Genomic DNA, 25,981 nt, shown 5'->3' on the forward strand with positions numbered 1-25,981 from the left:
GGCCGGACCACCCCGATAGCCGTTCAGAACCACCCCGATGACCATTCGAAACCACCCAGAAAGCCGATTTGATCAACCCTGATTACCACGGTGAAGCATCCCCGAACCTTTTCTTGCACGGCGGTCAGAGATCGTCAAAAGACAAGGGAGTGGCAATGCGGGAAAACGTGGAATTCGAATGTGGTCGGTCCGGTGAGTGGCGGGTCAGCAGTTTCTGTCAGCCCGGCAGCTGCGTCGAGGTGAAGATCACCCCGGCCGGCGTCCTCGTTCGGGACTCGAAAGTTGACGCAGGGCCGGTTCTGGTGTTCACCGACGAGGAGTGGATCGTCTTCATCGCAGGTGTCCGGGCAGGAGAGTTCGACATCGGCTGACCGGCTCACGGTTAGGGGTGTCGCGGCCTGTGCGCCGCGGCGCCCCGCCGGGCGGTCAGGTGTGTGCGGTGTGCCTGAATTCGGTGATGAGAGCGGCGAGGAATGTTCGCAGCTCGTCGTCAAAAATAGCTGTTCGGCATAGCATTGACCATTGATTCTGGTAGATGGCTACATCGTCGAGATCGTTCACGATGAGATTCGCGTGCACAGTCTCGACCTCTACGAAATCGTCGAGGTCGCCGTCGTTCTCGCTGTAGACGATGAATGCGTGCGGTGCTGGTGCCAGCACCTGCTGGGCGAGGGGAATCACGCCGATCGACACGTTCTCGAGAGTGCTGATCGCGGTGATCCGGTCAAGTTGGGCGAGGTGCGAGTGGAGCGGTACGGGCCGCCAGCGCAACGCCGCTTCGGTGATCAGGAACTCGAACCTGCGGTCCTGTTCGTAGAGGGCGACCTGCCGTTCCATCCGCCCGGCGATGGCCGTGGCCACCTCATGGTCGGGGTACGGCTGAGCCAGGCTGTACACGTATCTGGCGTAGTCCGCGGTCTGTAACAACCCAGGGACGACCGATGGTTGGAACGTGCGGATCAGGCGCGCATTGCGCTCTCGCTCGTGCACTTCGTTCTGGACGTGCGAATCCGCAAGCGTGGCCCGCCACGGTTGAACCTCGGTGAACACCGCGTTGGTCATGGCCGTCAGCCACTCCTTGCGGTCGTCGGACGCGTTCGTGACACGTGCCCACGCGTCCACTTCCGGCATGGACGGCACGGACCGCCCGGACTCGATCCTGGATACTTTGGACTGGCTGATGCCGATTCGCTGGGCGAGATCACGTCCGGAAAGGCCAGCGAGGTCACGCAACCGTCGCAACTCGTTCGCGAGCCGTTTGCGCCTGGCACTGGTGCGTTCCGCTTCATCCGCCACCCTGATCATGATCTCGCCGTCTCCTTGCCTTAGCCAACGGACCCCCTTACATGATCCACGGTGAGTTTTGGTGATGCAAGACTATTTCACGGCGAGTAACGACTGTCAAGCGCCGAAGTCCCGTCATTTTTTGGCCTTTTGCAGGCAACTCTCTCCGGCGGAGCAGGTTGACAAGCGATTCACTATGATTGAGTATGAATCATTATGAATCACAGCGATGAAGGTTGTCGGCAGGCTTGGGGCACGGTTCGGTGTCCGGCGCGGAGTGCCGTACGGCAGGCCGTCGCGAGGGAGTCGGGTTGCGACCACCCGGGCGACGCGGACTACGACGCCGTCGGATGGGCGGTGACGTTGACCCTCGTCGTCAGCGCCGCAGCCTCGCGACCGTCGACGAGATTGGTCCGAGTGGCGGGCTACTGCTGGGTCGTAAACGTCACCGCGCAGCTGATAACGGGTGCGATGGATGCCGTGCTGCTGGCAATGCTGTTGACGTGGTTGATATTGGCTGCGGCAACCGCCCATCGACGGGGTGCTGCTCGACGCCGACGGCGAAACGCGCAAGCCGACCTGGAACAGTAGGTGGAGCGCCGTCGTTTGCTGCGTCAGTTCACCTGATTGGGGGAACGCAGATTGGTTCCTCGAGGTTTGTCCGGCGGAAGTGGCGGGTAACCACCTGCGGAGCGGTCCACTCCAGGGACAGGGTGGACCGTGGGTGAAGGCTGGGTAGAGACGGTGCCCCCGGCAGGACTCGAACCTGCGACCAAGAGATTAGAAGTCTCTCGCTCTATCCGCTGAGCTACGGGGGCTGAGGGCGGCAGGCTAACCGCCTTCAGAAGGGTGATCGTTCGCCGACGCCGCAATGTTTCTGAATCGCACCAGTCTGGGTGAACAAGATCACCGGGGTAGGCGTCTCGCTGGCACTCCTGCGCTGGATGCGCGCGCCACCAAGGTGACGGGGATGGTCACCGGCTCGGCGGGCGGTCTGCCGTCCAGCAGGCGAAGTGCCTGCTCACCGGTCTGTCTGCCCTTCTCGAGCAGATCTTGCCGGATCGTTGTCAGCGGTGGATCGGCCCACGCGGCCGCCGGTGTGTCGTCGAAACCCACGATCGTGAGATCTCCGGGCACCTCGAGATCTATGTCACGTGCGGCTCGAATTGCGCCGATTGCCAATTCATCCGACATGCACAGTAGTGCTGTTGGGCGAGGGGATTGGGCCAACAGCCACGCGGCTGCTTCGCGGCCGAGTTCACGGCGGCTGTCGGATGCTTCCCAGATCGGTGTCGACGGCGGTACGTGGTCCAGGTAGCCGGTGAGGCGTTCGACCGTCACTTGGAACTGGGCCGTGTTGATCCTCTGTGGACTCGCCGGCCCGTTGTGGCCGTCGGGGGAGATGTCCAGGCTGATGATGCCGATATCCCGGTGGCCCAGGTCCATCACGTGCCGCGCGGCGAGCGAAGCGCCCTCGCGATCGGCGACCCGGATGTCGGCGCCGGGCTGGTCGACCACCACCAAGGGCAGGCCACGTTCGCGGACGGCCGTGAGCGCGGGTGCGTTGTCCGGCAGGGAGTACGCGATGACGACGTCGGCGTGCACTCGGGCAACGGCTGCGGTGGTCGGGCCTCCGCCTTGGGGGCTGCCTGGCATCAGGACCAGCGACCGTTCCCCCGTGTCGACTGTGGACGCCAAGGTGTCCAGCATGATCGACAGCGCCGGGTCGGAGAACGCGGCGGACAGGCCGCGGTCGAGCATCACCGCGACCGCGCCGGCGCGCTGGGTGGCCAGGCTGCGCGCGATCGGGTCCGGCCCCGCGTAGCCGAGCCGGGCCGCCGCGCTCATGATTTCCGCACGTAGCCGCTCGGACAGTTGATCAGGCCGGTTGTAGGCGTTGGACACCGTCGCGCGGGACACGCCTACCTCGCGTGCCACCGTGTCGAGCGTCGGTCGCCTGGAACTCACCCGCAAAGGGTACTGACTTACCCATTCAGGGCAGGCAGGAGTTGCTCTTCCTCGTACGCGAAATGCCGTTCCAGCTGCTCGGAGAGCTGTTCGAAGGCCAATTCCACGTCGGCGGCGGCCGCGTCGGAGCCGAGCAGGTCCCTGATCCGGCCGAGTGCGGCCGATACGACGTGGTGCTCCTGGCGCAGCCGGTCGAGCACCGGCGCGAGTTCGCCGTCGAGCAGGGCGAACCCGCCGTCTTCCATGGTGTGGTGGTGCCGCAGGTTGTCGCAGAACGCCAGGCAGTGCGTGGTCAGGCTCCTGCTGAGCACCGCATCGCCGCTGCCGAGCTGCGAACGGACCCGACGCAACTCGCGGCGCAGTTCGTCATGCGCGCGGACGAGTTGTGCGGCCATGGCGCGGTTGCGGTCCGGCGTGGTCACAACAGCCTCCAGAGATAGCTTTGCTTTGCAAACAAAGCTACTAGATCTGTCAACGTGAGCGGAGGCGGCGGAGCATGCGGGCGTCCTCGAAGCCGACCATGCGCGCTGCGGACTCGACGGTGGCGCCATGGCCGATGAGGTGTTCCGCGCGTTCGACGCGCAGGGCCTGCTGATAACGCAAAGGCGTCATGCCGGTGGCGCGGCTGAACAGGCGCGTCACCGTTCGTTCGCTGCAGCCGCTCAGGCGGGCGAGTTCAGCCAGTGACAGTCGATCCGTCATGCGGGTCTCGATGATGTCCTGGATACGGTGCACGGTCTCGTTCACGTGCGACCGGTGTTTGAGCAGGACGCTGGACTGCAGTTCGTCGCCGTTACGGCGCGCGTAGACGACCATCGTGCGGGCGATGCTGGCGGCGGCGGCCGGACCGTGGCGCGTTGTGATCAGGTGCAGCGTCAGGTCGATACCGCTGGCGATCCCCGCTGACGTGATCACTCGGTTGTCCATGACATAGAGCACGTCACGCACAACCGTGGCCCGCGGATAGCGGCGCTCCAGCTCGTCCTGCAGGTCATGGTGTGTGGTGCAGCGGCGGCCGTCGAGCAAACCCGCGCGTCCCAACACGTCCGCGCCCGCGCACACGCTCGCCACGACGCCACCTGCGGCATGGTGGTCACGCAACCAGGCCAAGGTCGCGCCGCTCAGCTTCCCGGTGTTGGCGAGCCTGGGGGAGCGCCAGCCCGGCGTCAGTATCAGGTCCTCAGTGGACAGTGTCGGCAGCGTGGTGTCCGCGTGCAGCGTCAGACCTTGGGCGCTGGGGATCTCGGTGGTCTCCGCGACGTACGACAGGTGGTAGCCAAGGCCGAGGTCGGCCGCGCTGGAGAACACCTGCGCGGGCCCCGAGAGATCCAGCAGATGGACTCCCGGGACCAGCAAGAAGACCACTCGGGTCACGATCCGGTCAGCTCCGCCACGGTCGCTATCGTCGCAAACCTCCCTGCCAGCGCGTACTCGGTCCGCTCGATCAGCTCATCGGTCCCGAGCACGGCACCGGTCTTCCAGTGCGGCACGGGCGTGGTCGCGGTGGCATCGGTGACGAACGTCATCTCGAAACCGAGATCACTGCCGACGCGGGTGGTCGTCTCGCAGCACTGCTCGGTCCGGATACCGCTGATCAGCAGCTCCCGGATGCCGCGCGCGGTCAGCGTCTGCTGCAGGTTCGTCGTGGTGAACGCGTTGTGCGAGGTCTTGGTCAGCACCGGCTCACCCTCGTCCGGTTTCAGCCCGTCAAGCAGTCGCACATGACCGCTCGCCGGGTCGAACACCGTGCCGCTGCCCGGCTCGCTGTGCAGCACCCACACCACCAGGTCGTTCTCCGCCCTGGCCAGGTCCACCAGCCGGTTCACCTGGTCGACGATGCCGGGGTTGGACAGCTCAGCCCAGTTGGGCCGCTGGCGGAACGATTCCTGCACATCGATCACGATCAGTGCTTTGGTCATGGCATGAGCCTCGCCTGTCACGACGGTCGCCCGGAAGGCACGCGCAAGCCGGGATGCGGACCGATCTGGTCACGTGTCAGCGCCAGCGCGGTGATATGTCAGCGCACTGCGCGACGGTGGCTTCGTGAGTACCTACGAAACTGCTGAGCGACTCCTCGCGGCGAACCGACCGAACCTCGTACGCGGCGCGACGGCCGTGCCCCCGTGGGCCGACCCGCCCGGCAACCCGATGGAGATCGCGTCACCGGACGGCAAGCACGTGGTGTTCCGGCGGGACTGCAACCTATGGATCCGCACCGATGGCCAGGAACGGCCGCTGACCACGGACGGCGACGTCGACCACGACTACGGCGCCAACCCGGACTACTACATGTACGCGGCGATCTTCACCAAGATGGGTCTGCCCCACGCGCCGCCCGCGGCGGTGTGGTCGCCGGACTCGACGAAGGTATTGACGCACCGGACGATCCAGGAAGGCCTGCGCCTGAAGTATTTGCTTTCTCCCGACGGGTTGCGCTCCAAGCGTTCGGCGCTACCCGGAGACGAGGCCGTGCAGCTGGCCGAGTTCGTCGTGATCGACGTGAGTTCGGGTGCCGTGGTGCGCGGGGACACGGTCCCGATGCCGATGATGTCGCCGATCCAGATGAAGTGGGCGTGGTGGGCTGCCGGTGCGGTGTACTACTTGTCGGCCAAGGACGGCTTGTCGTTGCGCCGGCTCGATCCGGCGACCGGCGAGGTGCGGACAGTGGTGCATGAGACGGGTGCCGGACGGATTCTGCCGGGGCAGCATCTGACGCTCGGCCCGGCGGTGCACGTGCTGCCTTCGGGAGAAGTGCTGTGGTACTCCGAGCGGGACGGCTGCGGTCATCTGTACCTGTACTCGGATTCTGGCTCGTCGCAAGTGACATCCGGGCCGTGGCAGGTGAAGCAGATTCTGCGGGTAGCGGATGGCGTAGTGCATTTCCTTGCCGTGGGGCTTGTTTCTGATGACCCGTACCGCGGCACCGTCTGCCGGGTCGGCTTGGACGGATCGGACTTCACCGTGGTGACAGACGACGGACTGGACCACGTGGTGTTTCCCGGCGATGCAGGCTTCCTCGACACAGCGTGCACAACGGACACTCCGCCGGTGCATGTGCTGCGATCGTGGGATGGCGAGGTGTTGGAGGAAGTGGGCCGCGCGGACATTTCCGGACTTGTGGAGACTGGGTGGTCACCGCCGGAACGGTTCTGCGTGAAGTCCGCCGACGGCTCGACGGATGTGTACGGCGTGCTGTATCGGCCGCACGGGTTCGACCCTCGCCTGCGGTATCCGGTTGTTGAGCACACGTACTTGAACCCGTTCGTCATCCGGGTGAGCGCGGCGTTTGACGCGGGATGGCACGGCTATGCCGCCGAAGCGTTGGCAGCTTTGGGGTTCGTGGTCCTCGCGGTGGACGGCCGGGGAACTCCGGGGCGTGACAGGGCTTTCTTCAACGCGTCGTACCAGGACATGTCCGCCGGACTGGACGACCACGTGGCGGCTTTGCGGCAGCTGGCGGCCACGCGGCCGTGGATGGACCTCGACCGGGTGGGAATCTGCGGCATCTCCGGCGGCGGGTTCGCGACAGTGCGCGCGATGCTGGACTACCCGGACGTGTACAAGGTCGGTGTGGCGTTGTCCGGCGTGCACGACTTTCGGTACACGGACCCGGCCATCACCGACATGTACGGGCCTTACGTCGCCGCCCTCGCCGGTTTGCACTCCAATGTGGACGCGGCAGAGCGGTTGGCGGGCAAGCTGATGCTGGTCCATGGCGGGCTGGACGATCAGGTGTCACCCGACCAGACGTACCGGCTGGCGGAGGCGTTGATCGCGGCGGGCAAGGACTTCGAGATGCTGATCGTCCCCGGCTCGGACCACGTGTTCACCGGCTACGAGACCTACGTGCACCGCCGCACCTGGGACTTCCTCATCCGCCACCTGAACGCCTGACCCAGCCCACACCACGCCGCACCCCACCAAGCCACACCACCACGCCGCGCCCCACCAAGCCCCGACAAATCCCGCCACCAGGGGAACCCCTATTTTTCAGTTAACCATGGGGGTCTGACAATTCTGCTTGGATGCGGGCGGCGTCGGGGTTCGACAAGTCCGGCGTCCCCCGGACGGCCACAGACTCCGCAAGCAAACGTTCGGCCTCAGCGTGGTCGCCGGAGCGAAGTGCCGCATCCGCCTGACCGATGAGGACGTGCGCGATCAGCGGCGCGCTGTGGCTGCGGCGCGCCCAAACCAGGGCGTCCGCCCGCGACGAGCCGGTCAGGTACCCGCTCAGGTCGAGCAGCAACGCCCGGAAACCCCAGTTCACGGTGAGATCCTTGGCCAAGGACGAAGCCTTCGCCAGCTCCGACCGGGCGGCGTCGAGGTCGCCGGACCACCGGGCGATGTCGGCCGCGGTGTACGCCGCCGCCGTCATCGCCTCAGGCAGCCCGATCCGCGCAGCGTCGCGGGAAGCCTTGGACAGAGCCAACGCCGAGGCGTCATAGGAGCCGTGCAGCCACAGCAACTGGGCCAGCCTGAGCCGGGGTTTCCAGGCGTCCTGGCCGTCCACGATCTCCTCGACGACGTCGACCGCCTCCTGGTATCCGGCGACCGCCGCGGCCAGATCTCCGCGCCACGAAGCCAAGTCCGCCAAGTGGGTCAGCGAGTTCAAGATCCCCCAACGCTCGCCGAGCGCCCGGAACTCCGCGAGGGACGCGACAAGGCTGGCCTCGTCCGGGTTGCCGGTGTTGATCGAGCCGATCGCCGCGTGCAGCCGGCCCATCGCCCGAACCCACGGATCGCCTGAAGCCGACGGATCCGCGGACACGAGTTGCACCATCGGGTGCCGTCCGCCGAGCCGTTGGGCCGTGGCCAACCAGTCAAGCGCTTGCTCCTCGTCGCCGTTGCCCAGGAGGTTGAACTGAGCGACAGCAGCGGAAGCGGTGGCCCGTGGCTCAGGATCCACGGAGCCAGGCAACGACAGCGCACGTGCGCCGAGTGAAACGCCGGGAACCCTGCGGCACCGCAGAGACCACTCCAGCAGCCAATACCACCCGACCGCGGCTGTCAGCCGCACGGCGGTCTGCGCATCGGAAACGAGCAGAGCACTGTTGATGTTCGCGTCCTCGGCGTGCATCCTGGCCAGCCACGCCACTTGCGCGGAGCGCCGCAGATACGGGTCGGCGGTCTCGGCGAGGGCGATGAAGTACGAGGCATGAGCTTGGCGCGCGTCAGCAGGATCCTCCAACCGCTCCAGGCAATATGCCTTGATCGTCTCCAGCATCCGGTACCGCTCACCGGCGATCACCAAAGACTTGTCCGCCAACGCGGTCAACACGTCCACGGCATCCGGGCCGCAGACGTGTTCCGCGGCTTCCAGAGTCGCGCCATCGGCGAACACCGCGAGTCGGCACAGCACGGTTCGCTCGCGTGACGACAGCAGGTCCCAGCTCCAGTCGATCACCGCTTTGAGCGTTTGGTGCCGAGGCAGCGCGGTCCGGCTTCCTTTGGTGAGCAACCGGAATCGGTCGTCCAGCCGGGAAGCTACCTGGTCCGCGGTCATTGTCCGCAGCAAAGCGGCGGCGAGTTCGATCGCGAGGGGGATGCCGTCCAATGCCCGGCAGATCCGGACAATCGCACGCGTCGGCGTGAACCCCGGATGCGCACGTTCGAGCAACAACCGGACCGCCGGGTACGCGAGCGCATCCGGAAGCTGCGAGTCAGCGGGCGGAAGGGCGAGCGGTTCGACTGAGCAGACGGCTTCTCCGGTGATGCCAAGGGGTTCACGACTTGTGGCGAGGATCCGCAACGACGGGCATGCACCCAGCAACTTGTCCGCGACGTGTGCGACCTCGTCGATCAGGTGCTCGCAATTGTCCAGCACCAGCAGCACATCACGGGTTCGCAGCGCGTCGAGGTCCCTGATTCCCAGAGTCGACAGGATCGCCTCGGGCACGTCGTCACTGAGCGCGGCGAGTTCGACGAGCCACACCTCGCCGGGAATTGCGCGCGCGGCCTCGACAGCCAGCCGGGTCTTGCCGGATCCGCCTGGCCCGGTCAGCGTCGTCAGCCGGTACTCGCCGACGAGCCGCCTGACCTCGGCGACCTCAGCGGAACGTCCTACGAAGCTCGTCAGCGCCGCACGCAGGTTCGTCTCGGGCGCACCACGCAGGATCTCGGTGTGCAATTCCGACAGTTCCGCGGACGGATCGGCGCCCAGTTCTTCGGCTAAAGCCTTGCGTGTGCGGTCGTAGAGCCGCAACGCGTCCGCTGACCGACCTGCTGCGGCCAAAGCCCGCATCAACGCGCCGACAAGCCGTTCACGCAACGGGTTCTCCGCGACGAGTTCGGTGAGCTCGCTGATCGACCCGTCCTCGAGCGCGGTGAGCCGTAACTCCTCCAACTTCGCGACCCAGGCCGCGAAGTACTCAGTGCCGCGGACCTCCAGCAGGGCGGGACCACGCCACAGCTCCATCGCTTCCTGGCGGTGTCCCTCGCGTACCAACCGTTCGAACGTGGTCACGTCCACTGCGTCCGGGGTGATGACCAGCCGATATCCCTGAGGCTGCGCCGAAATCCCAATTCCGGCCTTACGCAGCCGCGACACCAACGCCTGCACAGCATTGGCGGGACGCTGGGGTGGCCGCGCACCCCATGCAGCGTCGACCAGCCGCTCCAGCGGCACCGTCTTGCCAGGTTCGAGCGCGAGGGCAGTCAACAGGGCGCGCAGGCGGGCGCCGGGCACCGGGATTTCGGTGCCGTCGACGGCCCTGACCTCCAACGGCCCCAGCAACCCGATCCGCACGTCCGCCATTCTCCCCGCGAACGGGTCTCAGCGTTGCGGTTTGGCGTGCACGGCCCCTTTGAGCTCGTGAAAACCCGGTGTCGACGCGACGAGCAGCGTGCCGTCCCATAGCCGCCCGGCGGGTTCGCCGACCGGGATCTTGGAGATGACCGGCCCGAAGAACGCGGCTCCGTCTGCCACGATGATCGGGGTGCCGACGTGCGGGCCGAGGTGGTTCATCGCTTCGGCGTGTGACGCGCGGACGGCGTCGTCGTACTCCGGTCCGGCCGAGGCGAGTTCGGTGGGCAGCCCGGCACGTTCCAACGCGGGGGCGAAGGTGCCGATCCACTCGTCAGAGCCGTTCCACAGTTCGGTGTAGAAGCGGCCGAGCGCTTCGCTGCCGTATTTCTGTGCCACGGCAGCGCAAACGCGAACCGGGTACCAGAGATATCCCTCGGGGTCGCCTTCCGGGTCGTCGTCGCGGCCTTCGTTGAGCACCGACAGGCTCATCACGTGCCAGCGGATCTCAACCGGCCGGACCTTCGTGACCTCGATCAGCCAGCGCGAGGTCGTCCAGGTGTACGGGCACGACGGGTCGAACCAGATGTCGGCGATCATGTCACGATCCCCCTCTCCAAGGTGCGGATCACGGTGGCGGCCACGCCGTGCCGGGAGATGGTCCCCCTGTTCACTTCCTCGATCCCGGTGTACACCAGCGCCCACAGCACGTGCCGGATCCACTGTGGACTCACGTGACTGTCGAAGACCCCCTCCTGCTGTCCGCGCACGATCAGGTCCAGTACGGGGTCCTCTTCGGGCGGTTCGTCAGGCGAGACGCCGTAGTTCCGCATGATGTGCGGGTCGTTGAACAGGAACACCAGGCGGTCGCCGACGTGCAGGTGGGCCGTGACGAGCCGGTGCAGGGCTTCGACGGGGGTGCCTTCGTCGAGTTGTGCCTCGGCGATCGCCTGGCCGATCGCCTCGACGGAATCCTCGACCGCGGCCTTGATCAACGTGTCCCGGTCGGGGAAGTAGCGGTGCACGGTCGTGCGCCCGACGCCCGCTGCCTTGGCGATCTCGGGAAGCGTGGCCGTGCGGTCGCGCGCGAGCACGGACGCGGCCGCGGCGAGGATGGCTGAACGGGTCCTTTCCACCCCTAAGTTGTACCATCAACTCCAAAAGTGGAACGCCAACGTTCCATTCTTGTAGTACGGTGTTCCGCATGGTTGTCTCGACGGCCGGCCTGGTCCGGCACTTCCGGATGAAGAAAACCCTGGTGGAAGCGGTGCGAGGGGTCGACATCGAGATCCGCGACGGCGAACTCGTGGCCCTGTTAGGCCCGAACGGCGCAGGCAAATCGACGCTGTTCCGGATGCTCACGACGTTGCTACCGCCGACGTCGGGCACCGCGACCGTGGCGGGCTGCGACATCGTCAAAGACCCCGACGGAGTGCGTGCCCGCATCGGCTACGTCGGGCAGAACAACAGCGCGGGCGAGAACTACCGGATCCGCGACGAACTGGTCACCCAAGGCCGTAGCCACGGAATGACACGCATCGACGCGGCCAAACGAGCCGACGAAGTCCTCGACCAGCTTGACTTGACGGCCTTGGCGAAGCGCACACCCGGCACGCTCTCGGGCGGCCAACGCAGGCGCGTCGACATCGCGATGGGCCTGATGCACCGGCCGCGTCTGCTGTTTCTGGACGAACCGTCGACCGGTCTCGACCCGCAGAGTCGAGCCAACATCTGGGACCACATCTTGCGGCTGCGCGAAGAACTGGGCATGACACTGGTGCTGAGCACGCACTACCTCGAGGAGGCCGATCGGATGGCCGAACGTGTCGTGGTGATCGACCACGGCAGGGTCATCGCCGACGGAACTCCTGCCCAGCTGAAGAAGGACCACGAGACGCTCGACGACGTGTTCCTGGCGTTGACCGGCCGGAGCATCCGGGAGGAAGCGGCATGAAGTTCTTGCGCGACACAGCGACCGTCTTCTCGCGAGAATTCATACCCGCCCTGCGGGACCCGATCAGCCTGGTCTTCGCGATGGGCCAGCCCCTGCTGTTCTTGTTCCTGTTCGGATCACTGCTGACAGACTCGTGGCAGTGGTTCGTGCCGGGAATTCTGGTGATGATGTGCCTGTTCGGGCCGATGGGAGCCGGGCATTCCCTGCTGATCGAGCTGACCGGCGGCTCATTGGAACGGATGCTCGTCACCCCGTTGAGTCGCACAGCGATGCTGATCGGCCGCACCATGAAGGAATCGATCACGCTGCTGGTGCAGGCGGTGCTGATCATCGCGCTGGGCGCGATCCTCGGCTTCGAGGTCTATCTGGCCGGAGCGCTGGCCGCGCTGGTGATGCTGATCGTGTTCGGGATCGGCCTGAGTTCGCTGTCGTTCGTGCTGGCGATCAAGTCCCAGCCGAGCGGCGCCTTGTTCTGGGTGGTCACGCAGACGCTGATGTTCCCGTTGATCCTGCTGTCGGGAGTGCTGCTGCCGATGGACAACGGCCCCGCGTGGCTGCGTGCCGCGGGGGCCGTCAATCCGATCTCGTACATTGTGGACGCTCAACGCGCCTTGTTCGCCGGCCGGATCATGAATCTCGACGTGCTCTACGGAAGTCTCGTCGCCTGTGCCATCGCGGCGATCGGGTTGATGGTGGGAACCGCGGTGATGCGAAAAGGAGCCCAGGCGTGAGGGAGATCCCCACGCCTGGACGTCACATCACTGTTGCGGCTGTGTCGGTATCACCCTCCTGATCACTGGTCCGCTGTCGAAGTCGCCGTGTCGTTCCAGGTAGTCCTGGTTGCGGTACATGATCTGCGGGGCACCGGGATTGCCTGCGCCCGTGCCGATGCTGCCGTAGTGGTTCTTTTCCCGCTCAACCGTCGGCCGGATGCGCGTCTGGCCGCCCGAGTTCACCCACGGCTGGTTGGTGATGTCCACGAAACCGGTGTAGATCGCGGTGTGGCCGGAGTTGCCGTCCCGGGAGAACGCGATGACATCACCGAGGATCGCGTCCTTGAGCGGGACTACCTGTGTTCCCTTGATGTCCAGGTCAGGGTCGGCGGTTTCGTTCGCGGTCGGTATCCGCTCCGCGCCGAACCGGAAGCCGAGCACGGAGAACTTGCCGATCTTGATCTGGCTCTGCCACACGTTGCTGACGAACAGGTTGCACTTGTACGTGTCCTTGGCGAAGTCGCCGAGCGCCCTGTCCTGGTTGTAGGCCTGCATGCCGAGGTTGGCCACAGTCCACTTGAACGTGTCGATGTTCGGCTGGTCCGGCAGGAAGATCTCCTGGCCGACACCGATCCCGCCCATCGAGATCATGGTGTCGACTTCGGACAGTCCCGCGTCGTAGATGTTCATCGCCACCAGTGTGTCCAGCGGCACCCCGGTCTCCCTGGCGATAGCCCACAACGTGTCGCCTGGCTGGGTCTTGAACTGCCTGGTGCTGGCGTCGTACTCGAGTCGGCCGTCGGGGTCTACCAACCGTAACGGGTTATGGGCGGCGTACTGGTACGGGTTGAGCCCGATCGTGCCGTCATCCGGTGTGAAGCGGTCGGCCGGGTCGGTCGACTGCCAAACACCGCTCCGCGGGTCGTAGTAACGAGCGCCGAAGTAGTACAGGCCGGTCTCCGAGTCGAGCTCCTTTCCGGCGAACTTGTACTGCCCGGCTTGCGAAGAGCGCTCGTTGACCCACGATTCGCCGGATGGGAAGTACTCGTTGTGGTCGGTCACATCGCCTTCGCCGTCGGTCACGTACCCCTGCGAGCCGATGTGGTCGGGATGGAAGTAGTACTGCTGGGTCTCCTTGCCCGACGACCGCACGACCTTGGTCGCGAGCCGCTCCTGGCCGACGAAGATGTGCTTGAACTTGGTGGAGTCCCGTTCGGTGAACCCGGGGCTGGGGTACAGGTTGATGTCGCCCTGTGCGTCCTTGACGACCCGGTTTCCTTGGTCGTCGTAGGTGAACCGGACCGCGGGGTCGGCGTTGCGGTCGCACGAGGCCTGCTCGCGTGGGATGGCAAGGCTCTTGCCTTCGTGCGTGCACGCCAGCCGGTTCTCATCGTCCCAGATCTGTTGCGTGCGGTCGTGTCCCTCCTCTTTGTACGTCAGATTGCCATTGGCGTCATACCTGATTTGCTGGGTTCCCACAGTGCTCGGCGCATGCGGGTGACCGCTGTTGTAGACGTACGGGTTCTTGTAGGTCGTCTTGCCGACGGTGTGGTTGTTGAGCGTGTTCTTCTGGTCTTTCAGAGTGATGTTGTTGACCGTGTCGTACGCCATGGTCAGCTGGTAGCGGTTGACCTTGTCGTCCCGGCCCCGATATTCACCGGTCGCGCTGGTGAGACGGCTCAGGTCGTCGTAGCCGAACGTCTGCACGGTCGGACCACCGACTTCCGGCCCGTGCTTACCGGGCTTCGGCCGGTCGTTGCGCAACGACGTGACATTGCCGAGGTGGTCGTAGTCGTAGTTCAGTTTCTGCAGCACATCTCCATTGGCTACTTTGGACTCCAGGGTTTGCAGGCGACGGTCAGTGGTGTCGTACGTGTAAACCGTCCGGCCGCCGTTGCCGGTGTCCTGCAAGGCGCGCTGCTCGAACCTGTCGTAGTCGAGGCGCTTCAAATACGGGTAGGAGATCCCGTGCTTCGAGCCCGTGGCCTGGTCCACCAGACCACCACTGTTGTATCGATACGTCAGCAGTTCGCCGTCCGGGAAGGTCATCTGCAGCACGCGGTTCCAGCTGTCATGCCGGTACTGCGTGGTGTACGCCTTGCCCAGGACCGTTCGGGTCTCCTTGGCGAGTTCACCCAGCGGTCCGTACGCGCGATCCGCTGTTCCGGCGCCGTCCGTCACGCGCGTGACCCGTCCGGCAGCATGGTGAGGCGCGCCAGGAGGTCCGTATGTGTAGGTGATGTTGTTGGCGGGGAACATGGGGTATCGCACGGCGGTGAGCCGGTTGAAGTCGTAGTCGTAGTCGACGGACCTGGTGATCGCCCCGAGGTTGGCGGTGATCAGCTTGACCGGGTTGTCGGCGAGGTCGTACTGAGTCTCGGTACGGCCGGTGTCCGGGTTGTCGACAACCGTCTTGCGCCCGAAGTTGTCGTACGACGACTGCGTGATGTTGTTGCGATCATCCACGACACGCAGCAGCTGGCCGAGCGGGTCGTAGGCGTAGCTGGTGAAGATCGCGGGCTGGTTGCCCTTCGGGTTGCTCTCCTTCACCGTGGTCACTTCGTCACGGATGTTGCGGTACGTGCGCGACTCGATCCCGTTGGCGTCCTTGGACACCGTCTCGAACTGCGTCAGCCCGAGCCGGTCGGTCGCGAACCCGAACGACACCGTGGTTTCCGTGTTGTCCGGCATGACGGTCTTCGTGACCCGGTCCAAGATGTCGAAGGAAGTCCGGGTCGGTGTGACGCTGTCGAACGCGGGGGCGAACTTGACGTTGTCCGGTCCCTTCGGCTCACTCGTCGGATAGTGCATTTCGGTGGTACGGCCAAGGAAGTCGTACTTCATCCGGCCGGACACCGTCATGCCGTTGGCCGGCGCGGCGCTCGGTGAAACGTGCAGTGCCGCGTCCTTCTTGGTCTGCACAACGCGGTTGAGCCCGTCGACGAACTGGATCGTGTCGATGGTGTCGGCGCGGATGCCGCCCGCGTCCCGGTCGATGTGCCGTGTGACGGCGTAGGCGACCGGAGCCTCGGGGTGGTACTCGAAGTCGATCGTGACCTTGTTGTCCGCGATCTCGTACGGCCCGGTCACCGAGTCGATCCGGCCGAACGGGTCGAACACGTGCCGCAGCTGCTGGTTGTTGTGATCGGTCGTGGTCTCGGCCTGGCCGAACTTGAGGTTGGTCGTGCTGCTCGACCGCAGCCCGAAGCTGTCGGTCACCGCCTCAAGGTGGGTGTTGACCACCGGATCATAGGTGTAGCCGACCCGATATCGCTGGCTGAACTTGTTGGGCGGCCCGGTGACCGACGTCAAGTTGCCGAAGTCGTCGTAGGTCATGTCGGTGACCGCCACGTCCCCGTTCTCCAGCAACGCCCGGTGCTGGGTCTGCCTGCCCATCCGGCAGTCCACATCGGACTCACGATGCCGCATCACCTTGCGGTTGCCCAGGACATCGACCGTGTGCGGGACGTCCAGAATGCGTTTGTCCTGGCATTCAGGGAAGTCCGTGGTGTATCGAGTGATCGTCTCGACGTCGTCGGCGGGCCCGGGTTCACCGGGTTCGAACTGCCTGGTGACGTTGCCGATGTCGTCGTAGGTGACCTCGCTGTAGGTCTGCTTCACCGGTGCGGCACGGCCTTCGTAGAACCGCTTGTCCGTGCGGATCGGCTGCGACCAGATCGACGCGTTGCGCTTGGTCAGATCGACCGTCGCGGCAAGGATGTCACGCGGTTTGTAGGTGTACAGGATTTCGGTGAACGGCTTGCCCGCGGCGTCTGTCGTGATCTCGCGCTTGACCTGGCCACGCAGGTAGTAGCCGTCGTGGAACTCCCTGGTGATGCTCCGGTAGACCGCCTCGGGGTCACGGTGTTCCTCGACGATCTTGCGGTAGCCGTGGAACTCGCGCTCGAACCGGTCATACAGGCCACCTTCGTAGCGGAACGTGGTCACCTGGGTGTCGTTGCCGTCGCCTGGCAGACCGTCGTTCATGGTCACCTTCGACAGAACCCAACGCGACTGCGGCAGGTCATAGGTGTTGCCGTCCCGCGCGTAATCCAGGTCGATCCGGCCGCCCATCGGCCGGTGCACGCTCTTGAGCAGGTTGGTACGGCCGGTCTTGTTCTGCGCGAACACCAACTCGTTGTCCTTCGTGGACTGCAAGTGATCGGCGTAGCCGTCACCGTCGATGTCGCGCAGCATCCGCTCGGTCCGGCTGGTCCCAGTGTCCGTGTGCCCACCGGGATTGGTGATCACGCAGCCGAAGACGCCGAAACACAGCGAGAACCGGAAGTACGCGCCCGCCGCGAGCTTGCTGTTCTGGTCGAGGTTGATCCCGGCGAGGCTGCCGTTGAACGGCTGCGCCTGGGTGAACCCGCTGCCGGTGTTCATCGCGACCCTGATCGGGTCACCGTCGAAGACCCGGTCGAGCAGGCCGTCACCGTTGACGTCCACCAGGCTCGCCTTGGCCGACGCCCGGCCGTGGTTGAGCGACGCGCCACCAGCCAGACCATAGAAGTCCGTGTTGAAGCCGATGTTCACGCCTTCGTTGCTCATCGTGCCGTCGTGCAGGCCGCCACCGGGCCACGGTTCGCTCTGGTCAGCGAACTTCCAGCCCAGGTTGAGCGTCACGCGCCCGTCCGCTGTCACCCGGTCAGGCAGGCTGTCGCCGTTGATGTCGAGGAGGTCGAACTTCTCGGTCGACTTGCCCGTGCCGAGGCTCCCGCCGACACCCAGCGGCGGCATGTCGTTGCCGGACTGGGCGCTGTTCGCGGTGCTGTTGGCCGGGGGAGTGGCGTGGCCGCGGCCTGTGGTGATGGTCCGTGCCGCGCTTCCAGCGCTGGCGTTGCCGCTCACGTTGCTGCTTTCCCGGACCTTGTTGCTGCCCGGCAGCGTGCCCCGGTTGGCGGTGAGCACGCCGGTTTCGTCGGAGAACTGGACGCGCCCGCCCGCGACCACGTCCGGGAAGCCGTCGCCGTTCATGTCGAGGTAGTCGACTTCGGCCGAGCTGTCGCCGAACGAGACGCTGCCGCCTGCCGTGCCCACGTCACCGCCGATCGACCCGGTCAGCGAGGTCTGCTTGGACCGCGACACCCGCGCGGGTGCGTTGAGGTCCTCGAAGTCCGACGACTTCGGCAGGTCGACCGACTCGCCACCGTAGCGGGAACTGCTGACGGTTTGCCGTGCGACAAAGGACGACCCGCTCGCCGACCACCGGTTTTCCTTAGGCTCCGGGGTGAACTGGACGACCTTCGGCGTGATCACCTTGGGGTCGGCCTCGAAGCGCTCCCGGTCCTTCACCGGGTCAAGGGAAGTCGGCAGCTGACCGCGGTAGTCCTGGTTGATCACCAAGTCCGCCTGGGGGATCGCGCGGGTCGCACGCTCGCCGTTGGCGGCGTAACCCACGACGCCCCAGCCTCGATACGGCTGCGGGAACGTCTCCTCGGCGGCGGTGCGGTGGAATCCGACTGGGACCTCGGCCGCGTCCGCTGTCGCGCCCCAGCTTTCGACCTGCATGCCGGTGTCGCGGGTGCTGAAGTCGAACGACAGCACGTCGCCTTCGGTGGCCGGGACGGTGAGCCGCTGCGGCTCGTAAGTCCCGTTGGTCACCTCGATGACCTTCTTGCCCAGCAACGCCCCACGCTTCTTGACCGTGAACGTCACCTGGCCGCTGCCGGCGATCTGCAGACGCGGTTCCACTGTCAGATCACCCGTGCGCGGCGCGGTGAACAGGCCTTGTGGCCGGTCGAGCAGGGCAGACGGGTACATGTCGATCGTCACCGGCGGGTTCGTGGTCACGCCGTCGGCGGTGTAGGTGACCGTCGGCACCCAGGCGACCTGGTCGAGGTCGACCGGCGAGTCGATCTTCAGCCGCCATTCCAGCTGTTGGTCCTTGGTGATCGGGATGTCCTGGTCGATCCGGACCTCGCCGGTCTCGGTCGACGCCATCGTTCGCTCGAACGCGGGCTGGCCGTCCCGCAGGACCTGCACGGTGACGTCGTCGGTGGTCGCGGCCTTCTTGGTGAACACGCCGCCGAGCTTGACCGTGCCGGTGACCGGCGCTTGCAGGGTCGCGGTCCGCCCGCCGAGGGTGAAGTCCCGGGATGCCTGGTAGGTCGCTTGGCTCAGGCCGTTGATGTCAGTGCCGTCGATCCCGGTGTATGTGATCGTCGGGTCCCACGCGACCTGGTCGTTCGTGCCGTCATGCCGGGAACCCACGCGGAAGTACAGTTTCTGGCCCCGCTGGACGGTGAACCTGTCCACGTTGGACGGTATGTGCTCGCTGTGGTCACCGGCGTTGATCGTCCGCGACCAGCGTTCGGTGTCCTCGTGCTGGATCGCCACCCGCACGCCGTCGAGATCACCCTTGTCGGTCAACGACCCGTCACTCTGCGGCGGCGGCAGGAGCTTGACGTTCCCGGTCACCTGAACGGTGCCGTCGAAGGGAGCAACCCAACGCCGGACGCTGTCCAACAGGGGATACGTCTCCTCGCGGCGCTGCCGGTCGGCTGCGAAGTCTGGCAGCAGGCCGTTCGTGTCGACCTTGCTGTCGCCGATCGGCACCGGAGTCTCGTTGCTCCGCCCGAAAACCGGGTTCCCGTCCGAGCCGACGCGTCCGAACAGGACATTGCCTTTGCTGACCAGGTCGGTCAGGCCGTCGGCGTTGACGTCGGTGAAGTACCGGTCGTTGGTGGTGAATGTGTCCACGTGGTCCAGTTGCGCGGCCACACCGCCGATGTAGCTCTCGATGCCGACGGTGACCGTGTCACTGTTCTCGTTCGCGATCCCCGGCAGGTTCAACGGCTTGAGCTCGTCGCTGAACTTGGCCTGGCCACCGGGTTTCGCCAGGTTCTTGCGGTACGCGACACCGTTCCCGGTCCGGATCACCTTGTCGGGCAACGTGTCGCCGTCCATGTCGGCCAACGCGAGCAGGCCCTCGTCACGGCTGGCGGCGAACCCGGTCTTCGCGCCGATCGAGCCGCTCTTCGTGCGGTTCGGCCCGAAGCCGACGTACAGGTGCCCGCCCGCGCCCGTGCTGGAGCTGCTGTTCAGTGCACTCGCCGGCCCTGCGGCGGTGCCGAGGTTGTCACCGGGCGAGGTCCAGTCCGTGCGAGCAAAGGCTTGGTAGTTGCCTTGACCGTCGCGGATGTCGTCGTGGTACGCGAAGTCGTGCGTGTGGAAAGGCGCGCCGTTGTCGCCGAACTGCGACACGGCCTTCAACAGGGTCTTGCCGAACGCGCCTGCCTGGTAGTTCAGCTCGTACCGGCGGATCAGCTGATCACCGAAGGTCACTTCGACCTTGCGCAACAGATCCGCGGTCACCTTCTTGAACCCGCCGCGCGCGTCGATCGTCGCGTCGGGCCTGCGCGGTTCACCCAGTTCACGGTCCCTGGTGAGGGTGACGGCGTACGGGCCTTCGGTGGCGCCGTGACCGGTGTAGGTGATCCGCTTGAGGTAGAGGTCGCTGCCGGGGATCGCTCCGCCTTCGGGAACGCCGAAGTCTTCTTGGCGTACCGAGTGATACCGGATGAAGTCGTCGTCGACGGTCCGGGTTTCCCGCAGCGCCCAGCGGAAGATGTTGCCCGTGCCGTCGGTGAGCGTGGATTCCGGGGTGCCGCCGTAGAACGACCGCGTCCCGTGCTTGTCGATCGTCTCCCACGAGTAGTTCGCGGGCTTGTCACCGTGCCGGATGATCTTGTCGAACGCGCCGTTTTCGATGCGGGGGAAGAACACCTTCTCCGCGGAACGCGGGCCTGGCGTGGTCCGGTGCGCGATCGGGGCGAGTTGCTGCCCACCGAACAGGTACGTCTCGGTCTCGGTAGCGGCGTCGTAGCGTGGCACGCCGAATCGGGTGTCGACCGTGATGCTGGGCAGTTGCATCTCCCAGCCCACGCCCAGCCACCCGTTCTCGACCGACGAGTTGTACTGCAACCCGAGTTGGGGCTGCAGGCCGCCGCGGCCCGGTGGTGCGTGGATGGGGTAACTCAGCTGCGCCTCGCCCGAGTTGTTCGGCGCGGGCGTGCCCATGAGGTTGATCCCCGAACCGGGTTGTGCGGCTTGGATGTTCTTGATCTGCGTGGGGTTGAAGGACGTTCCCTGCGGGCTGTCGGGGACTGTCACCGCCGCGTTGACCAGGACGCCCGCCTGGCTGGTGACGGACACGATCGTCTGGTTCTCTTCGTCCACTTGGAGGCGTTCCAATTGCCGCCAGCAGGAATTCGTGTCGTCGTACTGATAGGTGTGCACGTCCTGGGTGTCGAAGTCCTTGCCGACCGCGGCCGGGTCGTACGGAACGCTGACCTGCTCGGCCGAGTTCTCTTCCGCAGGCTGGAATTGATAGGCCTGCTCCGGTGGCTTGGTCACATTCGCCATACCCGGGTCAAGTGGTGGAACGTAGGCCGCGTTCACCGCGCTGAGACCTTGTGCCGCGGGCGGTCTGGCGGTCCTCGCGGCCGCGGGTCTGGCTTCGGTGACACAGGAATCGGCGGCGACATCACGGACATCGTCGCTGCTCACGGGTAGCAGAGGTGGAAAGCCGACGGCAAGCAGTCCGACGGCCGCGGCCATCGCGACGATCTTGCCCCGTTTCGGGACACGTGATCGGAATAAGCGGCGCATCTTCAATCGCCCCTAGCATCGCTCGGTGGAAACACCAGACCATCAGCAATGGGTGCACCCGACAATCCGCTGCGTGGCGATGCTTTCGCGTCGTAAAGGTGGCTTGCGCAATTTCCGTTGCACGATAGGATAAATAGTGTCGGAAATGTGGGTAGTTTTCCCGCGGTAACATTGCCGCCGGTGGTGACCGTACTTGTCCGGTCGTCGCCGATTCCCTTGTGGTGACAGCGTTTTCCGGCTGCGCTGTTCATCGGTCGTTCATCAACAGTTCACCGCGAGCTGTCCGGTCCGCGCGTCAAAAGAGTCGAAGAACTTGGATGATCCGAGGTGGACAGTCTGGTGAGGGGAGTTGACCGCGCGTGAAGCGGCGGTTGTCGATCGTACTCGCGGCGGTGCTGCTTGTCGCGGTCGTTGTGGTGATAGTGCTTGACCAGCAAGGGGAAGGTGTCGCCGAGCCGCAGCCGGTGCGGGGTGTGATCGGCTCGGAGAAGCAGGCGTTCTTCCATGACCAGCGCGTGATCGACGCGTTCGCCAAGCACGGCTTGCGGGTGGAGGTCGACACGGCCGGGTCGCGGCAGATCGCCACGACCGTCGACCTGGCCAAGTACGAGTTCGTGTTCCCGTCAAGTTCGCCTGCGGCGCAACGGATCCAGCGTGACCGTAAGATCACGGCCGGTTACACGCCGTTCCAGTCGCCGATCGCGGTGGCGACGTTCGAGCCGATCGTGCAGCTGCTCAAGGCAAACGGAGTCGTCCGCGGTGACATTGGCGGGGGACAACTGGATGTCGCGAAATACCTGGAGTTCGCGAAGTCCGGGACGCGCTGGGACCAGCTGCCGGGAAACACCGTTTTCCCGGCACGCAAGAACATGCTGATCACCACGACCGATCCGCGTGACTCCAACTCGGCGTCGATGTACCTCGCGATCATGTCGTTCGTGGCGAACGGCAACGCCGTTGTCAGCACGGAGGAAGCGCAGAACCGCCTGCTGCCGCAGCTGACGAAGTTGTTCCTGGATCAGGGATACACGCAGAACAGCACCGAAGGGCCGTTCGAGGACTACCTCGCGGCGGGGATGGGCAAAACGCCGCTCGCCCTGATCTACGAGTCACAGTTCCTCGACCGGCAGCTGCGGGGAGACGGCAGCGTCCGCCCGGACATGCGGATGCTCTACACCGCGCCGACCGTGTTCTCCAAGCACACGTTGGTCCCGTTGTCGCCCAATGGTGACCGGGTCGGTCAGCTGCTGACGACCGATCCCGAGCTCGTCCGGCTCGCGGCCATGTTCGGCTTCCGCCCCAACGATTCCCAGGCTTTCCGCACTGTGCTCACCGAGAAGGGCGTCCCGGTGCCCGCGGAGCTCGTCGACATCATCGAGCCGCCGTCCTACGAGACGCTGGAGCGAATGCTTGACGCGATCGGCAGGCAGTACAGGTGAACGACTTCGTACTCACCCCACCGGACCCGGTCGAGCCGATCCCGGCGGCCCGAGCCGCCGGCCTGATCTCGCTCAGTGACGAGGTGCGCTCGGGGCTGGCCGCCCGGGCGGACGAGTTCACCGCGCGGCTGGTCGCGGCAGACCCGCGGTCGCCCGATTTCGGCAAGGTCCTCGACGAGCTGCTCACGTTGGGCGCGGCGGACATGCGTGTCGCGGCGACGATCGCGGGCGCGTTGCTCGACCGGTCGGCGAAGGCGCTCGCCGGTGCGCGCGGGGAGCGAACCACGCCCCAGCAAGAGATCGCGTTGAGCCTGGCGGAGTTGCGCAAGACTGTCCGTGCACTCGATCCGGCGAAACTGCCGATCACCGGGCGCAAGATCCTGAAGCTGATCCCGGTCGCGGGCGAGGCCCGCAAACTGTGGGCGCGTTATCAGGCCGCGAACGAACCGGTGAACGCGTTGGTCGTGCACCTGCGGATGCGTCAGGACCTGTTGCACCGTGACAACTCCGCGATCAAAGGCGAGCGCGAACGACTGTGGCAGACCATGACCAAGCTCTCCGAGGCCGCGGCGTTCGCAGCCGCCGTCGACGAGGCGGTCGACCGTCAGGCGAGCGTGCTGGATCTCGCTGATCCTGCTTTGGCAACAGCGCTGCGCAGCGATGTGCTGCATCCGATCCGGGAACGCCACCAGGACATCCTGACCCAGCTCGCGGTGTGCGCGCAGGGATACCTCGCGCTGGATCTGTTGCGCCGCAACAACGACCAGCTGATCAGAGGAGTGGAACGGGCGGTCTCCACGACCGTGTCGGCGTTGCGGATCGCGCTGGTGATCAGCGGGGCCCTGGCGCATCAGCGTGATGTGCACGAAGAGATCGACGCACTGCAGTCCACGACAGAGGGTCTGATCGAGACGAACGCGCACCTGCTTTCGTTGCAGTCGGCGGACATCCAGCGCGCGAGCAGCGATCCCGCCGTGGGCGTGCGCACCATTCAGACGTCCTTCGACCAGATCTTCCGTGCCATTGACGCGATCGACGAGTTCAAAGTCGGCGCTGTGCACAACATGGCGTTGACCGTGGACGCGTTGCAGACCGAGCTGCGCCGGGCCGAGGACTACCTCCGGCGTTCCCACACCGCTGAGAGGGCGGGATGAAAAAGCTGATCGTCGCCGGACTGGTGCTCGCACTGGCCGGATGTGACTCCTCCACACCGTCGTCGCAGCCGTTGGGACCGCCGGAACCGGGCGTGTTGCGTGTCCTGGCGGGCAGCGAACTCGCTGACATGCAACCGATCCTCGACGAGGCCGCGAAGGCGACCGGGGTCGAGGTGAAGTTCACTTTCAGCGGCACGATCGAAGGCGCGGACACCCTGGCAGGCTCCGCGGGCCAGTTCGACGCGGTCTGGTTCTCCTCCAACCGGTACCTGCAAACGCGGCCGGAGGCGAGCAAACGCCTGGGCAACCAGGTGAAGATCATGAACTCGCCGGTCGTACTCGGCCTGACCAAGGACGCGGTCACGCGGCTCGGCTGGGAAGGCAAACGGGTCACGTGGGCGGAGATCGCCGAAGCCGCGGGCAACAAGGCTTTCACCTACGGCATGACCGACCCGTCGGCGTCCAATTCCGGCTTCTCCGCGCTCGTCGGTGTCGCCTCCGCCCTGGCGGGCACGGGTAGCGCGCTGACCGCGGAACAAATCACCGCCGTGACACCAGGATTGACGAAGTTCTTCAGCGCGCAGACGTTGTCGGCAGGGTCGTCGGGCTGGCTGTCCGAGGCGTATCAACGCCGATCCAAGGAGGTCGACGGGCTCGTGAACTACGAGTCTGTGCTGTTGTCCATGCCCTCGCAGCTTTCGTTGATCTACCCCAGCGACGGCGTGGTGAGTGCCGACTATCCCCTCACGTTGCTGAACGACGCCAACGACGACGCCCGCTCAGCGCACCAACGGCTCTCCGATTACTTGCGAACTCCGGACGTGCAACGCCGCATCATGGACACGACGAAGCGACGGCCCGCGGTGCCCGGCGTTGCGTTGAGCGACCAGTTCACCCAACGAGACCTCGTCGAACTGCCGTTCCCGACCTCGCACGAGTCCATCGACGCGTTGCTGTCGGCGTATTTCAACAAGATCAGGCGCCCGTCGCGCACGCTCTATGTGCTGGACACGTCCGGTTCGATGGCGGGTGACCGGATCGAGGCGTTGCGTGCGGCCTTGATCGCTCTGACCGGCGCTGACGGCACGCTTGTCGGGAAATACCGCGGGTTCCGGGGCCGTGAGGAAGTGACCATGCTGCCGTTCAACGGAAGGCCTGGCACGCCACAGACATTCGTGGTACCCGAGACCAATCCGCAAGCGGAACTCGACAAGATCAAGAACTTCGCGGGCGGGCTCCAGGCCACAGGCGGCACAGCGATCTTCGACAGCCTGATCCGCGGCTACGAGTTGCTCGGCCAGCCAGACCCGGCGAAGTTCACGTCGATCGTGCTGATGACCGACGGGGCGAACACCAACGGCTCAGGCGTCGGCTCCTTCGAATCGTCCTACGGAGGCGCGAAGATCCCGGTGTTCACGGTGATGTTCGGGGAGAGCGACTCCGAAGAGATGCAACGGGTCGCGACGCTGACCGGCGGCCAGGTGTTCGACGCCCGCAATACCCCGTTGGCCAAGGTGTTCCAGGAGATTCGCGGCTACCAATGATGAAGTACCTCGGCTCCACCAAGAACCTCGTCGGCTCCGCGGCAGGCCTGCTCGGCGTGCTGCTGTACGTGTTCGGCGTGGTAGGCGGGTACTGGCCGCTGGTGGTGGTCGGCCTGTACGCGGCGGGCGCGCTCCTTGCGCCACCGGACCGAGTCCGCCTCGTACCAGGAGACACGTCTGTCGAGATCTCCCAGGTACGAACCGACCTCGCGGCCCTGTTGTCCACAGTGGAACAGCAGCGCTTACCCGAGGGTGCGGCAGAGTTCGTCTCGCGAATCACCGCCGTGCTGACAGGAATGCTCGATCGCCCGACCGTGCTACGCGCCGACCCAGATCTCCTGCACAGCGTGATCCGATTGGCGCGAGTCGACCTGCCGCTGTCGATCCAGTCATACCTGAACGTGCCCCGGTGGCTGTCCGGCCGCGCAGATGAGCTCCTCACGCAGTTGGACCTGATGGAAGCCGAGACCCACCGAATCGCCGAACGCTTCTATCGCGACGACATCACCCAGCAAGCAGACCACACCCGCTACCTGCGTCAACGCGCAGAACACGCCGGCGACTCGTGAC

General features: G+C 65.4%; 17 protein-coding genes and 1 tRNA gene. 8 read left to right on the forward strand and 10 right to left on the reverse strand.

What is annotated here, in order from left to right; genetic code table 11:
- Window positions 1-155 precede the first annotated feature (155 nt).
- The gene (locus tag B9C43_RS47990) at window positions 156-371 is read left to right on the forward strand and encodes a DUF397 domain-containing protein (RefSeq protein ID WP_084433983.1); all 216 of its coding nucleotides are present in this window, start codon (window positions 156-158) and stop codon (window positions 369-371) included.
- 55 nt (window positions 372-426) lie between these two features.
- Here the strand turns inward: B9C43_RS47990 and B9C43_RS47995 are convergent, their stop codons facing one another.
- The 6 genes from B9C43_RS47995 to B9C43_RS48020 all read right to left on the reverse strand — a co-directional run bounded on the left by B9C43_RS47995 (window position 427) and on the right by B9C43_RS48020 (window position 5,171).
- On the reverse strand, window positions 427-1,305 hold the full coding sequence (locus tag B9C43_RS47995; protein WP_084433984.1) for a helix-turn-helix domain-containing protein: 879 nt from the start codon (window positions 1,303-1,305) through the stop codon (window positions 427-429).
- A 724-nt stretch (window positions 1,306-2,029) separates the two neighbouring features.
- Window positions 2,030-2,102: transfer RNA gene (locus B9C43_RS48000), tRNA-Arg, on the reverse strand.
- An 88-nt stretch (window positions 2,103-2,190) separates the two neighbouring features.
- Complete coding sequence (locus B9C43_RS48005) at window positions 2,191-3,252, reverse strand: LacI family DNA-binding transcriptional regulator (protein WP_200826038.1); 1,062 nt, start codon at window positions 3,250-3,252, stop codon at window positions 2,191-2,193.
- A gap of 17 nt (window positions 3,253-3,269) precedes the next feature.
- Complete coding sequence (locus B9C43_RS48010; protein ID WP_160097250.1) at window positions 3,270-3,674, reverse strand: hemerythrin domain-containing protein; 405 nt, start codon at window positions 3,672-3,674, stop codon at window positions 3,270-3,272.
- 49 nt (window positions 3,675-3,723) lie between these two features.
- A complete protein-coding gene (locus B9C43_RS48015) occupies window positions 3,724-4,626 on the reverse strand; it encodes a GlxA family transcriptional regulator (RefSeq protein WP_084433987.1) in 903 nt (300 codons plus the stop codon).
- Window positions 4,623-5,171 (reverse strand): cysteine hydrolase family protein, encoded by a 549-nt coding sequence (locus B9C43_RS48020; RefSeq protein WP_200826039.1) that lies wholly within the window; start codon window positions 5,169-5,171, stop codon window positions 4,623-4,625. The genes B9C43_RS48015 and B9C43_RS48020 overlap by 4 nt, the downstream gene beginning before the upstream one ends.
- Before the next feature lie 124 nt (window positions 5,172-5,295).
- Here B9C43_RS48020 and B9C43_RS48025 point away from each other — a divergent pair, with 124 nt between their 5' ends.
- Window positions 5,296-7,146: a S9 family peptidase gene (locus B9C43_RS48025; RefSeq protein ID WP_235039270.1), complete on the forward strand. Its 1,851-nt coding sequence runs from the start codon at window positions 5,296-5,298 to the stop codon at window positions 7,144-7,146.
- 100 nt (window positions 7,147-7,246) lie between these two features.
- Here B9C43_RS48025 and B9C43_RS48030 read toward each other — a convergent pair whose 3' ends face one another.
- From B9C43_RS48030 to B9C43_RS48040, 3 genes are read right to left on the reverse strand one after another with little or no spacing between them, the layout of a single operon-like run.
- Entirely contained in the window at window positions 7,247-9,997 is a 2,751-nt protein-coding gene (locus tag B9C43_RS48030; protein WP_160097252.1) for an ATP-binding protein, read from the reverse strand.
- A 27-nt stretch (window positions 9,998-10,024) separates the two neighbouring features.
- The gene (locus tag B9C43_RS48035) at window positions 10,025-10,594 is read right to left on the reverse strand and encodes a mycothiol-dependent nitroreductase Rv2466c family protein (RefSeq protein WP_033382567.1); all 570 of its coding nucleotides are present in this window, start codon (window positions 10,592-10,594) and stop codon (window positions 10,025-10,027) included.
- Window positions 10,591-11,130, reverse strand: a complete 540-nt coding sequence (locus B9C43_RS48040) for a TetR/AcrR family transcriptional regulator (protein WP_084433989.1) — start codon at window positions 11,128-11,130, stop codon at window positions 10,591-10,593. Before B9C43_RS48040 ends, B9C43_RS48035 begins: the two co-directional genes overlap by 4 nt.
- A 68-nt stretch (window positions 11,131-11,198) precedes the next feature.
- Here B9C43_RS48040 and B9C43_RS48045 point away from each other — a divergent pair, with 68 nt between their 5' ends.
- On the forward strand, window positions 11,199-11,948 hold the full coding sequence (locus B9C43_RS48045) for an ABC transporter ATP-binding protein (RefSeq protein ID WP_084434073.1): 750 nt from the start codon (window positions 11,199-11,201) through the stop codon (window positions 11,946-11,948).
- Window positions 11,945-12,679, forward strand: a complete 735-nt coding sequence (locus B9C43_RS48050; RefSeq protein WP_084433990.1) for an ABC transporter permease — start codon at window positions 11,945-11,947, stop codon at window positions 12,677-12,679. The genes B9C43_RS48045 and B9C43_RS48050 overlap by 4 nt, the downstream gene beginning before the upstream one ends.
- 27 nt (window positions 12,680-12,706) lie before the next feature.
- Here B9C43_RS48050 and B9C43_RS48055 read toward each other — a convergent pair whose 3' ends face one another.
- Window positions 12,707-21,274, reverse strand: coding sequence for a SpvB/TcaC N-terminal domain-containing protein (locus B9C43_RS48055; RefSeq protein ID WP_084433991.1), 8,568 nt, complete (start codon window positions 21,272-21,274; stop codon window positions 12,707-12,709).
- 359 nt (window positions 21,275-21,633) lie between these two features.
- On the opposite strand from B9C43_RS48055, the gene B9C43_RS48060 reads away from it, so the two are divergent.
- From B9C43_RS48060 to B9C43_RS48075, 4 genes are read left to right on the forward strand one after another with little or no spacing between them, the layout of a single operon-like run.
- On the forward strand, window positions 21,634-22,713 hold the full coding sequence (locus B9C43_RS48060) for a hypothetical protein (RefSeq protein WP_084433992.1): 1,080 nt from the start codon (window positions 21,634-21,636) through the stop codon (window positions 22,711-22,713).
- Window positions 22,710-23,867, forward strand: coding sequence for a toxic anion resistance protein (locus tag B9C43_RS48065; RefSeq protein WP_084433993.1), 1,158 nt, complete (start codon window positions 22,710-22,712; stop codon window positions 23,865-23,867). The genes B9C43_RS48060 and B9C43_RS48065 overlap by 4 nt, the downstream gene beginning before the upstream one ends.
- Complete coding sequence (locus B9C43_RS48070) at window positions 23,864-25,411, forward strand: vWA domain-containing protein (RefSeq protein WP_084433994.1); 1,548 nt, start codon at window positions 23,864-23,866, stop codon at window positions 25,409-25,411. Before B9C43_RS48065 ends, B9C43_RS48070 begins: the two co-directional genes overlap by 4 nt.
- On the forward strand, window positions 25,408-25,980 hold the full coding sequence (locus B9C43_RS48075; protein WP_084433995.1) for a hypothetical protein: 573 nt from the start codon (window positions 25,408-25,410) through the stop codon (window positions 25,978-25,980). Before B9C43_RS48070 ends, B9C43_RS48075 begins: the two co-directional genes overlap by 4 nt.
- Window position 25,981: the final 1 nt, after the last annotated feature.

The sequence above is a fragment of the Kibdelosporangium aridum genome (genome assembly GCF_900176515.1).
In the GTDB taxonomy this organism is placed as follows: Bacteria; Actinomycetota; Actinomycetes; order Mycobacteriales; family Pseudonocardiaceae; genus Kibdelosporangium; species Kibdelosporangium aridum.